The organism is Streptomyces sp. Tu 3180, from assembly GCF_009852415.1.
In the GTDB taxonomy this organism is placed as follows: domain Bacteria; phylum Actinomycetota; class Actinomycetes; order Streptomycetales; family Streptomycetaceae; genus Streptomyces.
On record NZ_WOXS01000002.1, the window covers coordinates 7,336,662 to 7,350,489 of the forward strand.

Below are 13,828 nucleotides of genomic sequence, written 5' to 3' on the forward strand. Positions count from 1 at the left end.
GCCGCCCGGCCCTGATCCGGCAGGCGGCGCGGTCACGCGGGCGGACGGGAGACGATCCAGCGGTGCCGCACCTGCCAGGTGCCGCCGTCGCCGGTCGCGCCGCGCAGGCCGTGCACGGCCCGCGGTCCGGCGAGCGCCGGGAGCCGGGAGTCCTGCAGGGAGGCGAAGGCATAGGTCCTGGCCGGGTCCCAGTCGGTGGAGTGACGCAGCCGGCGGGCGAGCTGGGCGAATCCGGGCACGGCTGCGGCGATCACCCAGGCGTCGGGTTCCCCGGCGGTCAGCCGGGTCGCGGGGCGCAGCCAGGACGCCGCGGTCTCGGGCCAGTCCACGGTGGCGAGGACCGTGCCGCCGCGGTTCTCCCAGGCCGCTGTGAACGCTTCGGCCGCGCGGCGGCAGGAGTCGTCACGGCTGTGACCGACGGCGACCGTCGTGATCCCCGGGCGATGCGGCGTCAGCAGGCCGAGCAGCGCGTCGAGTTCCCGCCCGGTGTGCGGAGCCGGCGATGGCAGGACGCCGTGGGCCGCGAGGTCCGCGGCCGTGATGAGGGGCGAGCGGGACTCCGGCCGCTCGTCGCGGCCGGTCATGACGCGGAGCCGCTTTCACGGCCCGCCCCGGTGGCGCGGGTGGCGGCTTTCCAGCGGGCGTACGCCCGGGGCAGGCATCTGGCACAGGGCCGGTAGCCCGCGGCGACCGCGGTGGCCTCGTCCGGGAAGAAGACCCGGTGGGCCGCGTAGTGGCCGCGGGCGAGGGCCCGCAGCGCCGAGGGGCAGTCCAGACGCCCGTACAGCCGTGTGCGCCGGTGCCCGCCCAGCGTGCCCGGAACGGCGCTCCGGTACGGTCTGCCGTCCGCGCCCAGCAGCGTGTACGCGCGTCGTGCGGTGTCGCCCGTCATGCCGCGTCGTGGAAGACGAGGCCCAGGGTGTGGCGCCGCCCGGAGCGGACGGCGCTCACGCCGTGGCGCATCGGGCCGTTGGACCAGCCCCGTTTCGAGGCGACGGGCCGGTCGCGGGTGGTGAAGACCAGTCCGTGGCCCTGGGGCAGGGTGGTGGACGATCCGCGCGACTGGGCGCGGGGGCGCTGCTCGGTCATGATGAACTCGCCTCCGGTGAAGTCCGTGCCGGGGGCGTCGAGCCCGATGACGACCTGCAGCGGGAAGAGCATCTCGCCGAACACGTCGCGGTGCAGGGCGTTCCAGTCGCCCTTGCCGTAGCGCAGCAGGATCTGGGCGGACTTGTCCTGCCCGGCCCGGTGGCACATCGCCAGCCACTCGTCGAGGTCGTCGGGCCACGGGGCGGGCCGCCCCAGCTTCCGGGCCCAGTCCCGCGCGACGGGCAGCAGCCGGGGATAGAAAGCCTCCCGCAGTTCGCGCACCACGTCCGGCAGCCGGTGGGTGAAGTAGCGGTACTGGCCGCTGCCGAAGCGGTACCGGGCCATGTCGACCGTGGTGCGGAAGTGCTCGGGCTCGTCGTACAGCGCGGAGACCGCCCGGCATTCGCCGGGGGTGAGGAGCCGGTCGGTGAGCGCGCTGCCGTGCTCGTTCAGCTCGTCGGTGAGCGCTGTCCAGTCCCCGGCTGCGACACGGTCGTCGATGCCGGCCGTCGGATGGGTCATGTCGAGGGACTCCTCGGTCCTTGGAGGTTCGCCCGGCCCGCGGCGGGGGGGCGCCGCGGTTCACAGGAGCGTGGGCTGCAGCACGCCCTCGTGGGTGAGCAGCCACACCTTGCGCTCGACACCGGCGGCGTAGCCGCGCATGGTGCCGTCCGCGCCGATCACGCGGTGACAGGGCCGCACCAGCAGCAGCGGGTTGGCTCCGATCGCGGCGCCCACCGCCTGGATGCCCTGCCGCGGGACGCCGAGCTGTTCGGCGAGCTCGCCGTAGGTGGTCGACGTGCCGAAGGGGATGTCCTCCAGCGCGCGCCACACCCGCTGCTGGAAGTCCGTGCCGGTCGGGGTGAACCGGATGTCGAACCGGGTGAGTTCCCCGGCGAAGTAGGCCGCCACCTGACGGGAGACGTCCGCGAGGGCCTCGGGATCGTGCAGCCAGTCGGACCGTACGGCGGGTGTGTTCCGCCCGCCGGGCATGGACAGCGAGGTGAGGGTGACCTGTCCGTCGGTCCTCTCCCCCACCAGCAGCAGGTCGCCCAGGGGGCTGGCGATGGTCGACCAGAGCGTCATGGTCGCCTCCTCCTCGTGATCTTTCGTCGCACCTTCCACCCTGCCGTCTCCCGGACGGTGTTGCTGGCGGGATTCGGACATCGCGGTGCGGTGTGCCGCCGGGGCCTTCACCTCCGCCCGGCCCGGGCGGGAGGGCGCGATCCCCCGGCGGGGAGCCGTGCGCGAGCCGGCGCGGCCGGGCGTCAGCGGCCGTCCCCGTGCCAGGGCGCGTCGGGCCTGGTGGGCCGGGCGCCGGCGGCGAGCCGCAGGGCGTGGACCGGCCGGGCGCCGTCGTGGACGGGGCCCAGGTAGTGGTGTCCGGTCATGTGGCACCAGGCGGGCAGGTCGAGCGGGGCCGCCGGGTCGGTGGTGACGACGTGGACGACGGTGCCCGGCCGGGCACCGTCGATCTCCTCGCGGAGGCGGAGCAGGAGGGTGACGCAGAGCAGGCCGGTGCCGTCGACGGTGATGTCCGGCGCGGGGACGTCCGGGACCACGGGGCTCACCGGCGGTGGGCGGTCGCGGCGATGGCGGGCAGCAGGGCGAGGGAGAGGACGCCGCCGGTGAGGGCGAGGGCGGGGTAGCCGGTGGCGGCGACCATGATGCCGGAGGCCATGCCGCCGGTGGCGCCGGCGATGGCGATGGCGACGTCGACCAGCCCCTGGGTCCTGGCGCGGGTGGCGAGCGGGACGGTGTCGGTGATGATCGCGGTGCCCGACACGAGGCCGAAGTTCCAGCCGATGCCGAGCAGCACGAGGGCGAGGGCGAGGAGGGCGACGGAGTCGCCGGGGGCGGCCGCGGCGAGGACGCCGGAGGCCAGGAGGGTGATCCCGGAGGCGGCGGCGACCTTCATGCGGCCGTAGCGGTCGGCCAGCCGGCCCGTCAGGGGCAAGGGCAGGTACATGGCGCCGATGTGGAGGGCGATGACGAGGCCGGAGGCGGCGGTCCCGTGGCCGTGGTCGTGCATGTGCACCGGCGTCATGGTCATGATCGCGACCATGACGAGCTGGGTGAGGACCATGACGAGCGCGCCGAGGACGACGCCCGTGCGGCCCTCCCGGGTGCCGGGGGCGTGGGCCGGGGCGGGATCGGCGGTGGTGTCCGCCGCCGCCAGGGCGAGGGAACGGGCGGTGAGCAGCGGGTCGGGCCGCAGCCACAGGGCGAGGACGAGGGCGGCGAGCGCGTAGGCGGCGCCGGACAGGATGAAGGGCCCGGCGAGGGCCGGGATGCCGAGGGTCTCGGCGAGGGCGCCGGTGGGTGCGGCGAGGTTGGGGCCGGCGACACCGCCGAGGGTGGTGGCGACCAGGACGGTGGAGACGGCCCGGGCGCGGTGGCCGGGTCGGGCGAGGTCGGCCCCGGCGTAGCGGGCCTGGAGATTGGTGGCGGTGCCCGCTCCGTAGACGAACAGGGCGATGAACAGCAGGGCGGCGTTGTCGAGGGCGGCGGCGGTGATGACGCCGGCCGAGCCGACGGCGCCGGTGAGGTACCCGGTGGCCAGTCCGGGGCGGCGGCCGCGGGCCTGGGAGATGCGGCCGACGGCGACGGCGGCGAGTGCGGATCCCGCGGTGAACAGGGCGCTGGGCAGTCCGGCGAGGCTGGTGGTGCCGAGCATCCCCTGGGCGAGGAGCGCGCCGACGGTGACGCCGGCGGCGAGTCCGGCGCCGCTGAGGACCTGGGAGGCGACCAGGACGCGCAGGACGCGGCGCTGGGCCTGTCCGGGATCGGACAGGGAGGGAGTCGTGCCGGCGGCGGGTGCGGTAGGGGTCATGTGGCTTTCCGGAACGGTGGTGGACGGCGCGGGTCGGTGGGTGGGCGGGGTGTCGGGCGCACTGCCCGGGCCGGTGCGGGCCGGGCGGTGCGCGGCGGCCGCCGGGGTCAGGGCTGCTGCCGCCTCCCGGCGTCTCCCGCGGTGCTCCGGAAGCCCGGGCACAGCCGCGGCGGCGCCGCCCCGGCGCCCCGTGGCTCGACCGGCGCGGTGGCGTCGTGGTTCCGGTGGACCGGCCCCCCCGGTGAGGCCCGGGTACGACGGAGGGCCGCCGGGGGCGTCGCTCACGCCGTCTCCCCGGCGTGCACGGGCAGATCGGCCAGGCGCCACTCGAGCATGCCGTCGTTGAGCCGGATCGCCCGCCGTCCGTGGTCGGCCAGGAGCCGTACGGCGTCGTGGGCCAGCGCGCAGTACTCGCCGCGGCAGTAGACGACGACCTCGGCCCCCTCGGGCAGCTCGCCGACGCGGCCGGCCAGCTCCGCGACGGGAATGTTGATCGCGCCGGGGATGTGCCCGGCCCGGTACTCCTCCACCGGCCGCACGTCGAGCACCGTCACGTCGCCGGCGGCGACCCGGGCCAGCAGTTCCTCGTGGGTGACCGCGACGGCGTCGTCCTCGCCCAGGTAGGCGTTCCGGGCGGCGGGGACGGCTGCCTGGTGGCGGTCGGCGACCTTGCGCAGCAGGGCGAACAGCTGGGCCACGTCGTCGCCGGCGAGCCGGTAGTGGATCCGGACCCCCTCACGGCGGGTGGCCACGAAACCGGCCTGCCTGAGCGTCTGCAGATGAGCCGAGGCGGTGGTCAGGTTCAGCCCGGCGGCCTTCGCCAGCGCGTCGACGGTGCGCTCGCCCTGGGCGAGCAGATCGAGCAGTTCCAGACGCTTTCCGCTGGCCAGCGCCTTGCCGCTGGCCGCGAACGCGTCGTACAGCGCGGCCTTCGTGCCGCTCGTGGCGGGGTCTCGCATCACATCCTCCAAAAATCCATGGATCACTGTAATCGATGTCGGGCGCCGGCGTTCCCCGCCTCGCGTCCCCTCGCGCACCCCGCACGCGCCGGCCATCCGGGAAGGGCGCCGCTCGCGGCGGACGGTGAGGTGGAGCGGGGCCCGGCCGCGCGGCTCCCGATCGGGGCGGGGCCGGCCGGGGACCCGGGCGCGCTCGTCGGCGTACGCACCGGACGGGGCGGCCACACCACCGTCGGTACGGCGGCGGCACCGGCCGGAGGACGCCCGCGGGCGGGAGGCCGTGGGAGGAGCGGCGAGCGGTCCGTTCCCCCGTCGCACACCGGCTCGGGGCGCCGCTCCCCGGGACGTGGTGAGGGGGCCGGTCCGTCCGCCCGCCGGCGCCCTCCCGGAGGCAGGTGTCTGCCGCCCGGGTCACGGCTCGTGGCGGCGGTACGGGGCACGGCCGCCCCACGGCACGGCGATCCGGTCCACCGATGCGTCCACGGCTGCCTCCTGGAGGGATCGGCGGCGAAGCCCGGCACACGTGCGTCATCGGTCCCCCGCCCGCACTCCCTGGCGCCGCCGTTCACGTCCCCGGCGCCGGTCCGCGGGCGCCGGGGGCGTTTCTCACGCCGTCGGCCCGGCCCCCGTGCGGACGTGCTCGTCGGAGTCGGCGGGGACGGCGCGGGCGCAGGCCGCGCGCAGACCGGGCAGGTCGATGAACTCGGTGTGGGTGCCGGCGCTTCCGCAGACGAAGGCACCGGAGACGGAACCGGCCAGCACGCAGTCCTCGAGCGGCCGCCCCTCCAGCAGGGCGTGCAGGAAGGCGGCGACGAACGCGTCGCCCGCGCCGTTGGTGTCGACGACCGGCCGTTCCGGCCGCACCGCGGGGAAGTGCCGCGGTTTCCCCGCGCCCCGCACCAGCACGTGACAGCCCGCCGCGCCGTCGGTGGCCACCACGAACCGGGCCCGGCCCTCGTCGACGATCCGGTGCAGCACCTCGTCGAGCCGGCCGCGCAGGGCCGCCGCGCTGAGGAACACGTAGTCGGAGGCGAGGGCGTAGGTGAGGTGGTGGGGGTCGGACCCGTCCCAGTCGTGCAGATCGGTGGAGCTGGTCACGCCCTGACGGTGGACGTCCTCGTACATGTCGCGGTTGTGACCGACGATCGACAGGTGGACGTGCCGCGCCCGCCGGAGGTGCGGCAGGTAGAACGAGCGGGGCAGCCGCAGGTCCGCCGGGTGCCGGGAGTCGTAGAAGGAGAACCGGCGGCCCCGGGCGTCGACCAGGTTGATGCCGCGCGGGGTGCCGTGCGGGGACACCAGGTGGCTGAAGTCCAGTCCCCGCTCGGCGTACGCGGCGAGCACCGCGTGACCCTGCGGATCGTCCCCGAGGAAGTCGATGAACTTGGTGGCGAGCCCGAGCGCCTGACAGCCGAGCGCCACACCGTTCCCGGTGTGCGCGACGTAGTCGTGCACGGGTGGGACGTGCGTCGAGTCGCCCGGGGGGACCTCCAGCTTCTCGACGCGGACGATGGTGTCCACTCCGGCGCCGCCGACCACCAGGACGTCGTGGGGGGACAGGCTCATGTGCGGCATCCTCGGGTCGAGGGCGGTGGCGCGGACGGCGCGGGAAGCGAGTCAAGCACCTTGCTCCGGAAGGCTGCAAGCATGCGCTGGAAGTTTCAGCCGCCCACCACCGGCACGGCGCTGCCCGGGGTTCCGCGGACGATCTCGAGCTCGATGTCATGCCGGGGTGATGCCGAGTGCCGGGAACCGGCGCGGCTCGGTGGGCGGACGGGAAAGGGTTGGGCGATGGCGGCGGCGGAGCCCCGGGGTGCCGGGAAGGGGCCGGCGCGGCCGGACTGGGAGCTGATGCCCCTGGAAGGCGTCGGGCCGCTGTGGTTCGGCATGCGTGTCACCGAGGTCGCCGCGGTGCTGCCGAGCATGTCCGAGCTGCGTCGGTTCCCGGCCGACCCCTCGTTTCCGGAGGTCCTCGGCGTGGAGTTCGGCACGAGGCGTGCGGAGCCCGCCGTGTACGCCTACTTCCTCGACGACCGGTTGTCCTGTGTCGCGGTCGACGCGGCCCGAGGACCCCAGGTGACGCTCTGGGGAAGGGAGTTGACCGCCTGCGTCCCCGCCGACCTGGAACGGTTCCTCCTGCACGCTCACGGGTGTGGAGTGCTCGACGTGTCCTACGGCCCGCGGGGGAACCCCGGAGCCGACGGGCTGGGGCTCGTGCTGCGGGTGCAGGACGTCGCCGGCGGCGTGGTGACCCGGCCCGTCGTGGTGGGCCGGAACTGGGCCGACCGGTGCACCGACGACTGGGAGGGCGCGGTCCCGGAGTGCGAGTGGGCGGGCCGTCCGTGGCCCCGGGCGGGTGAAACGGGGTCCCGGCCCGTCCCCGCCGCACGGCGCGCGCGGAGCGCCCGGACGTGATCGGCCCCGGCCCGGACGACACGATCCCGGGCCGGGGCCGGACGCGTCCGCGGGTCAGTCGAGCGCGGCGGCGTACATGCCGGGCTCGTAGGAGCCTCCCTTCTGGTGGACGATCACGGCGAGCCGGTTGGCCGCGTTGATCACGGCGACCAGCGCGACCAGCGCGGCGATCTGGTCGTCGTCGTAGTGCTTGCGCACCTGGGCCCAGGTCTCGTCGGACACGCCGGTGTGGGCGTCGGCGAGCCGGGTGCCCTCCTCGGCGAGCGCCAGCGCGGCCCGCTCGGCCTCGTCGAACACGGTGGACTCGCGCCAGACGGCGACCAGGTGGAGCCGGACGGCGGTCTCACCCGCGGCCGCGGCCTCCTTGGTGTGCATGTCGACGCAGTGGCCGCAGCCGTTGATCTGGCTGGCGCGCAGCGACACCAGTTCCCGCGTGGACCTCGGCAGCGGCGACCGGTGGACCACCAGGGCGGCGTTCGCGAACCGCTTGGCGAACCTGGCGGCGATCTCGTTGTCGAACAGGTCGCATCGGGCGTCCATGACGTCGTCCTCACTGGTGACTCGTGGCGGGTGCCGGACGGACACGAGATGCCGGCGACCCGTTCCCCCGTGACGGGACGACCGTGTGACGTGCGCCACCGCTCGCGGATGTCACAGAGCCGCCGGGGCGGGCGTCTGGTGCGCGTGACACCGTCGCGAGCGAACAGGCAGGAGCAAGCGGTGAAGAGCGAGCACAGCGAGCGCACACGGGACACGGCCGGGCAGCCCGCCGGCGGTGGCCGCACGGACCCCGCCACCGAGGCGTTCGTCGCCCACCGCAACCTGCTGTTCACCGTCGCCTACGAGATGATCGGCTCGGCCGCCGACGCGGAGGACGTCCTGCAGGAGACCTGGCTGCGGTGGGCGGGCGTCGATCTCGGCACGGTGCGCGACCCGCGCGCCTACCTGGTCCGGATCACCACGCGTCAGGCGCTGAGCCGGCTGCGCACGCTCGGCCGGCGCAGGGAGTCCTACGTCGGCTCCTGGCTGCCCGAGCCGTTGCTCACCTCGCCCGACGTGGCCGAGGACGTCGAACTGGCCGACAGCGTCTCGATGGCGATGCTGCTGGTGCTGGAGACGCTCGCGCCGACCGAGCGGGCGGTGTTCGTGCTGCGCGAGGTGTTCGGCCTCGGGTACGACGAGATCGCCGAAGCCGTCGACAAGAACCCGGCCGCGGTCCGCCAGATCGCGCACCGGGCACGGGCCCACGTCGTGGCGCGCCGGCCGCGCGGGACCGTCTCCCCGGCCCGGACCCGGGAGGCGCTCGACGCGTTCCGGCGGGCGATCGAAACGGGTGATCTGCAGGGGCTGCTCGACATCCTCGCGCCGGACGTGGTCCTCCTGGGTGATGGGGGAGGAGTCAGGCAGGCCGTCCTGCGGCCCGTCGTGGGGGCCGGCAAGGTGGCCCGCCTGCTGGTCGCCGGGCTGGAGAGGATCCCCGCCGGGGCGTCGCTGGGGCGGGCACAGGTCAACGGCCACCCGGCGCTGGTCTTCCGGGTCGACGGCGCGATCGACACCGTCGTGGCGGTGCGCGTCGACGACGGTCTCGTCACCCGGCTCTACGCGGTGCGCAACCCCGAGGAACTGTCGTACATGCAGCGGAAGACCACCCTGCGCCGCTGAGCCCCGGGCCGCCGTGCCACCGGCACCGGACACGACGGGACACCGGCCCGCACGGCGTCGGGGCGGAGCGCGCGACCGCGGGAGGACGGCGGAGCGCGCGACCGCGTGAGAAAGGGGCGCGCCCGCGGTGTCGCGGGCGCGCCCCCTTCCTCGCGGCGTTCTCCACCGGCCTCAGCCCAGCGGTGTCACCCGGATGTTCCGGAACCGCACCTTGTTGCCGTGGTCCTGGAGGCGGACGGCGCCGGCCGACGGTCCCTCCGGCGCGCCGGCGCCGGTCGGGCCGTCGATCGCGACGTCGTCGTGGATCTTCCTGCCGTTCCACACGACGGTCACCCGCGCGTCGGCGGTCTTGTCGCCGTCGTCGTCGAAGCGCGCGGCGCGGAAGGTGATGTCGTACGTCTGCCAGGTCTCCGGCGCCGTCGCCGCGTTGACGTCCGGGGCCTTCTTCAGGTAGATCGCCCCGGCCTCGTTCGTGTCGAGCGTCGGGTCACCGTACGAATCGAGGATCTGCAGCTCGTAGCGGTCCTGGAGGTAGATGCCGCTGTTGCCGCGGTCCTGGCCGGTCACGTCGTCCGGCAGGAGCGGGACGCGGAACTCCACGTGCAGCCTGAAGTCCTGGTAGGCGTCCTTGGTGCGGATGTCACCGCAGCACACCTCCATGGACCGCTCGGCGGTGAGCGGCCATTCGACGCGCCGTCCGTCCGTGTGCTGCCACTGGTCCTGGGAGCCGGCGGTGCCGTCGAAGAGGGTGACCGGGGCGCCGTGCGGGTGCACGGTGATCAGGTCGAGGTTGACGTGGCCGTCGTCACCGGGGTCGAAGCGGTAGGCGAGGGTGTTCTTCCCCGCGCGCAGCGTGACGCGTTCGGTCCGTGTCGACCAGGTGTCCCAGTTGCCGGTCGGGGCGAGCTCCGTCTGCCGCAGCTTCTGCCCGTTGGCGTACAGCGAGAGGGACTTGGTGCCCTGGAAGGGGTTGGGCCCGTTGGAGTAGCGCAGACCGACGTCGTAGTCGCCGGCCTCGGGGACCGTCACGTCGAAGGTCGTGGCGGCCTTGCCCTCGGTCTGGTAGCGGTCGACGAAACCACTGCCCGAGTAGCCGGTGTGGTCGGTGTTGACACCGGCCGTCCCGGTCAGGCGCGCCTCCTCGGCCTCGTACAGGGTGGCGGGCGGCGGCTGCTCGCCCGGCAGGGCGTTGAGCGTGTACCAGGCCTCCGTGCTCCACAGCGCCTCGCCGGACGCGGACGCGAAGGGGCGCGGCGAACGGACGTGCACGACACGGCCGGGCTCGAGCCCGTCGAGTCGCAGCCGCACCGTGCGCCCGTCGCGGGCGAGGGTGGCCGAGCGGACGGTGAGCCGTTCCTCCGCGATCTTCGGCCCCCCGTAGTCCGACGTCGGGGTGTAGCGCCACTGCGCGGCCTGGTAGCGGGAGGCCAGTTGCTCCGCGGTGGCCTGCGACACCGGCTGGGTGTACTCCAGGTCGAAGCCGCCGGGGACGGCGCGCATCTCCTTGATGTCGAAGGTGTTGCCGCCGTTGGGCGTCAGCTTCTGCAGGCCGAACTTCAGCTTTCCTTCCTGGCCCCAGTTCCCGTCGGCACCGAGCCCGCCCGCGTAGACGGCGCCGTCGGGACCCATGGTGATCCGGTTGACGCCGGCTTCGAGTCCCTGGGTGTAGCGGAACACGGCACCCTGGTACTGCCCCTTGACCTTCTCCAGGTAGGCGCGCTGGAGTCCGCCGTAGGTGACGTCACCGATGAGCAGCTGCCCGGCGAACCGTCCCTTGGTCAAGTACAGCGGTGTGCTGGGGGAGTTGGCGATCTCGTTCTGCGGCAGCCACAGCACCGGCCGGGTGACGGGACGGTCGTCGAAGGGGCCCGGGGGCTCGGTGTAGTGGTTGAAGAAGCGGTCCTGCTTGATCTGGACGAGCTTGGACGCGGGCAGCCAGCCACCTTGGTTGTCGGTGGTGAAGATGTCGCCGCCGGGGCCCCAGCCGATGCCGTTCGGGGTGCGCAGACCGCCCGCGACCGGATGGATCTTCCCCGTTTTCTTGCTGATCCGGTACGTGGTGCCGCGGCCGGGTGCCGGTTGCGGGGTGGTGGTCGCCCCGCCGTAGTTGATGGCGACGGACAGGTTCACGTAGAAGTAGCCGTCGCGGTAGAGCAGCCCGAAGGCGAACTCGTGGAAGTTGCCGCCGTAGGGCCACGTGGCGACCGTGCGGTACTCGTCGGTGACGAAGTCCCGGTCCTTGTCGACCAGTCGGGTCAGCTCGTGCTTCTGCGAGACGTACAGCGAACCGTCGACGTACTTGACGCCCATCGGTTCGCGCAGCCCGCTCGCCACCTTCTTCACCGTCACCTTGTCGCGGCTGGTGTCCCCGGTCACGTTGTCCAGGAGGTACACCTCGCCCGCCGTGGTCTGGGAGCCGCCCCAGGTGGTGATCGCCAGGCGTCCGTCGGGCAGCCAGTCCATGCCGGTGACCTGGGGCTCGAAGCCGTCCGGGCGCAGGTCGGTGAGGGTGAGGTCGGGGCGCACGCCGGTCAGCGGCAGGCCGTCGCCCGGGCTGTCCGATCCCGCCTCGCACTCCTTGCGCCCCGGAGCGGTGACCCGGACGACCCCGGCGTCGGTGCTCAGGGCCTCGCTCGGCACGACGGTGAAGTCGTCCGCGCCCGGCGGTCTCCAGGCGAGCGCGAGGCGCTGCTCGCCGCCCCGTTCGAAGTAGTCGATGCGGAAGGGGTGGGATCCGGCGGTGAGTTCGACGGTCCCGTCCTTGGGTTCGGCGGCGTGCAGTCCGTCGTGGTCGATGACCGTCCGGTCGTCGACGGTCAGGCGCGAGCCGTCGTCGCTGGTGAGCCGGAAGGCGTACGTCCCGTCGCCGGGGACGACGAGGTGACCGGTGACCTCGGCCGTGAAGTTGTCGGCGAAGCCGCCGAAGTCGTCGACGGTGGACCAGTCCACGGTCGGCATGAGCTTGTCGTGGTTGGGCGTCTGGCCCGGCTTGAGCGTGCAGAGCTTGCTGAGCGGGACCTGGGTGTCGAAGACCCGCAGGGTCACGCCCGGCTCCTGGGGCGGGACGTCGTCGGGGGCGGCGGCGGACGGGGGCGCGGCCAGAACGCCTCCGGTGAGGAAGGCGCCGAGGAACAGGGGGATGAGTCGTCTTCGGGCACGCCGGAAAAGCCGTCGGTGCATCGGTCCTCCAGAACGGACCGGAGGCCGCCGGATTGCACTCCGGTCGAGCTGTCCCTCTGCGCGGGTGCACGCAGAGGCGGTACTCGTGAGGTTGCGCCGATACCGTAGGAGACTTCTGCCGAGCGCGTCCATACTTTGTCATCGATGAGTTCAAAGTCCGGTGCCCGTCGGCCCGTTCGCCGGAACTCCGGCGCCGCCCCGTGGGCCCTCCGCGGCACCGGGTCCGTCCGGGGAGCCGCCCGTCGCGGCGGGCGCGCCCGCCGGGAACCTTCCGGCGGACCGTCTCGTTCACCGCAGGTCCGCTGCTTCGGAACCGAACAGAGGAGTACCTTGCCCGACACCTCGTCCACCGACGCCCCGCCTCCTCTCCCGCCGCTCACCACCCAGGCGGAACGCCTGATCGAGCTCGGGGTGCACGAACACGCGGGGATGTCCGCCGACGAACTGCGCGCCTTCGCCGGCGGCGCCGGCGGCGAAGGCGGCGACGCCCTGCTCGCCGTCCACCCGGACCGCGCCCCCGCCTCCGCCGTCGCGCCGCTGCTGCGCCACGGCGGCAAGCCCGGCTTCGTCGTCACCGACATGCCCGACGTCGACCGCTTCGCCCCCTGCGCCGTCGAGCTGCCCGACGCCCCCCTCTACCTCGTCACCGGCCCCGACCGCGGCGACCACATGGCCGACTGGAGCCCGGAGGAGGCGCTGCCCGCCCTCACCGGGCAGGACCGCACCCCGCTCCTGCTCACCGAGGGCATCCACTGGGTGCTCCAGCAGCCGGAGGTTCTCCGGCGCAACCACTGCTTCATGACGATCGGCTCCCGGCTGCGCAAGGCGAACGGCACCCTGGACGCCCGCACTCCGGCGATCTGGATCAGCAACGGCACGGGGCGGGACGGCCGCGAGCGGCGCAACGCCCCGAAGGTCGGCTGGTGCTGGTGGGGCAACCGCCACACCTGGCTGGGCTTCGCCTCCGCCGCGGGGCGCAGGCACGCCTGAGCCCTCCCGCCCCGGCGGGGCCGGCGACCCGGACGTGCCCTTCGGACACGCGGGCCGCCGCTCCCGGGCGCCGCTCGGCTACGCCCACACGTACAGGTGCCACTTCCACCTGCCGTCGGTGCCCTTGCCGTACTCGCAGTACGCGGCGTCGTACCCCTGGGCGAGCACCGCGAGGGCACCACGGTCGCACTCGCCCTCCGTCCAGTAGCTCCGCCAGAAGCGCCACGACGCCAGTGCGCCGGCCTCGCCGTGCGCGGCGTGCTCCGCGGAACCGGAGGCCGCCGCCGCGGGGACCGCGGCGGCGGGAGCGGCCTGAGCCTGCGTCGCCAGGCCGGAAACCGCCAGCACCGTCCCGAGGGCCGCGGTGGCCAGAGCGTGTCGGATACGCATGGTCGTCTCTCCTCGATGCGACTCGGACAGCGCGGACGCGCTGCCCGGTGCCGGAACCGGGACCCCCGTCCCCGGCACACGGACAACGGTGCTCCACCCGCTTGGAGAAAACCTTGGCCGAGGTCCCGCGCGGAACCGAGGCCCCGCTTCCCGCCCCAGGGCCCGCCGGTGCCGTCCGGCGCATCCCGGACGGGACCCGCCGGACGGTGGGATCCCCGCACTTCCCGGGCCCGGTCACCGCCCCGTGACGCCCCGGGCGAGGTCGGGACGGCAGGCCGGCGATCCGCGGTTCCCCGGGCCCCGCACCCCG

14 protein-coding genes are annotated in these 13,828 nt (G+C 74.2%); 3 read left to right on the forward strand and 11 right to left on the reverse strand.

All coding sequences use genetic code 11. The features are described from left to right. Window positions 1-32: 32 nt before the first annotated feature. The 8 genes from GL259_RS33430 to GL259_RS33465 form a co-directional block, all read right to left on the reverse strand. Window positions 33-584, reverse strand: a complete 552-nt coding sequence (locus tag GL259_RS33430) for an ABC transporter substrate-binding protein (RefSeq protein ID WP_159536999.1) — start codon at window positions 582-584, stop codon at window positions 33-35. Beyond that, window positions 581-892, reverse strand: a complete 312-nt coding sequence (locus GL259_RS33435) for an Ada metal-binding domain-containing protein (RefSeq protein WP_159537000.1) — start codon at window positions 890-892, stop codon at window positions 581-583. The genes GL259_RS33430 and GL259_RS33435 overlap by 4 nt, the downstream gene beginning before the upstream one ends. Then, window positions 889-1,611, reverse strand: coding sequence for a 2OG-Fe(II) oxygenase (locus tag GL259_RS33440; RefSeq protein WP_159537001.1), 723 nt, complete (start codon window positions 1,609-1,611; stop codon window positions 889-891). Before GL259_RS33440 ends, GL259_RS33435 begins: the two co-directional genes overlap by 4 nt. A gap of 60 nt (window positions 1,612-1,671) precedes the next feature. Then, entirely contained in the window at window positions 1,672-2,175 is a 504-nt protein-coding gene (locus GL259_RS33445) for a methylated-DNA--[protein]-cysteine S-methyltransferase (RefSeq protein ID WP_159537002.1), read from the reverse strand. 182 nt (window positions 2,176-2,357) lie between these two features. Beyond that, window positions 2,358-2,660, reverse strand: a complete 303-nt coding sequence (locus GL259_RS33450) for a sulfurtransferase TusA family protein (RefSeq protein ID WP_159537003.1) — start codon at window positions 2,658-2,660, stop codon at window positions 2,358-2,360. Continuing rightward, window positions 2,657-3,922, reverse strand: a complete 1,266-nt coding sequence (locus GL259_RS33455) for an MFS transporter (protein WP_159537004.1) — start codon at window positions 3,920-3,922, stop codon at window positions 2,657-2,659. Before GL259_RS33455 ends, GL259_RS33450 begins: the two co-directional genes overlap by 4 nt. Before the next feature lie 281 nt (window positions 3,923-4,203). Then, window positions 4,204-4,881, reverse strand: coding sequence for a metalloregulator ArsR/SmtB family transcription factor (locus GL259_RS33460; protein ID WP_159537005.1), 678 nt, complete (start codon window positions 4,879-4,881; stop codon window positions 4,204-4,206). Window positions 4,882-5,487: 606 nt separating this feature from the next. After that, the gene (locus GL259_RS33465; protein WP_159537006.1) at window positions 5,488-6,447 is read right to left on the reverse strand and encodes a carbohydrate kinase family protein; all 960 of its coding nucleotides are present in this window, start codon (window positions 6,445-6,447) and stop codon (window positions 5,488-5,490) included. A 225-nt stretch (window positions 6,448-6,672) separates the two neighbouring features. Between GL259_RS33465 and GL259_RS33470 the strand changes: the two genes are divergently transcribed. Continuing rightward, window positions 6,673-7,296 (forward strand): hypothetical protein, encoded by a 624-nt coding sequence (locus GL259_RS33470; RefSeq protein ID WP_159537007.1) that lies wholly within the window; start codon window positions 6,673-6,675, stop codon window positions 7,294-7,296. Between the two features lie 54 nt (window positions 7,297-7,350). On the opposite strand, the gene GL259_RS33475 is transcribed toward GL259_RS33470, so the two are convergent. Further along, complete coding sequence (locus GL259_RS33475; protein WP_159537008.1) at window positions 7,351-7,836, reverse strand: carboxymuconolactone decarboxylase family protein; 486 nt, start codon at window positions 7,834-7,836, stop codon at window positions 7,351-7,353. A gap of 180 nt (window positions 7,837-8,016) precedes the next feature. On the opposite strand from GL259_RS33475, the gene GL259_RS33480 reads away from it, so the two are divergent. Continuing rightward, a complete protein-coding gene (locus GL259_RS33480; RefSeq protein ID WP_243762462.1) occupies window positions 8,017-8,958 on the forward strand; it encodes an RNA polymerase sigma-70 factor in 942 nt (313 codons plus the stop codon). A gap of 171 nt (window positions 8,959-9,129) precedes the next feature. Here the strand turns inward: GL259_RS33480 and GL259_RS33485 are convergent, their stop codons facing one another. Further along, on the reverse strand, window positions 9,130-12,138 hold the full coding sequence (locus tag GL259_RS33485) for a family 16 glycoside hydrolase (protein ID WP_159537010.1): 3,009 nt from the start codon (window positions 12,136-12,138) through the stop codon (window positions 9,130-9,132). A gap of 330 nt (window positions 12,139-12,468) precedes the next feature. Between GL259_RS33485 and GL259_RS33490 the strand changes: the two genes are divergently transcribed. Continuing rightward, window positions 12,469-13,128, forward strand: coding sequence for a DUF5701 family protein (locus tag GL259_RS33490; RefSeq protein ID WP_159537011.1), 660 nt, complete (start codon window positions 12,469-12,471; stop codon window positions 13,126-13,128). 78 nt (window positions 13,129-13,206) lie between these two features. Here the strand turns inward: GL259_RS33490 and GL259_RS33495 are convergent, their stop codons facing one another. Continuing rightward, window positions 13,207-13,518, reverse strand: a complete 312-nt coding sequence (locus GL259_RS33495) for a hypothetical protein (RefSeq protein ID WP_159537012.1) — start codon at window positions 13,516-13,518, stop codon at window positions 13,207-13,209. Between the last annotated feature and the right edge of the window lie 310 nt (window positions 13,519-13,828).

Excerpts from the sequence above, each read along its gene's own strand:
- GL259_RS33430 (WP_159536999.1), bottom strand. The coding sequence starts at position 584 with ATGACCGGCCGCGACGAGCGGCCGGAGTCCCGCTCGCCCCTCATCACG.
- GL259_RS33460 (WP_159537005.1), bottom strand. The coding sequence starts at position 4,881 with ATGCGAGACCCCGCCACGAGCGGCACGAAGGCCGCGCTGTACGACGCG.
- GL259_RS33440 (WP_159537001.1), bottom strand. The coding sequence starts at position 1,611 with ATGACCCATCCGACGGCCGGCATCGACGACCGTGTCGCAGCCGGGGAC.
- GL259_RS33435 (WP_159537000.1), bottom strand. The coding sequence starts at position 892 with ATGACGGGCGACACCGCACGACGCGCGTACACGCTGCTGGGCGCGGAC.
- GL259_RS33455 (WP_159537004.1), bottom strand. The coding sequence starts at position 3,922 with ATGACCCCTACCGCACCCGCCGCCGGCACGACTCCCTCCCTGTCCGAT.
- GL259_RS33475 (WP_159537008.1), bottom strand. The coding sequence starts at position 7,836 with ATGGACGCCCGATGCGACCTGTTCGACAACGAGATCGCCGCCAGGTTC.
- GL259_RS33485 (WP_159537010.1), bottom strand. The coding sequence starts at position 12,138 with ATGCACCGACGGCTTTTCCGGCGTGCCCGAAGACGACTCATCCCCCTG.
- GL259_RS33495 (WP_159537012.1), bottom strand. The coding sequence starts at position 13,518 with ATGCGTATCCGACACGCTCTGGCCACCGCGGCCCTCGGGACGGTGCTG.
- GL259_RS33465 (WP_159537006.1), bottom strand. The coding sequence starts at position 6,447 with ATGAGCCTGTCCCCCCACGACGTCCTGGTGGTCGGCGGCGCCGGAGTG.
- GL259_RS33470 (WP_159537007.1), top strand. The coding sequence starts at position 6,673 with ATGGCGGCGGCGGAGCCCCGGGGTGCCGGGAAGGGGCCGGCGCGGCCG.
- GL259_RS33445 (WP_159537002.1), bottom strand. The coding sequence starts at position 2,175 with ATGACGCTCTGGTCGACCATCGCCAGCCCCCTGGGCGACCTGCTGCTG.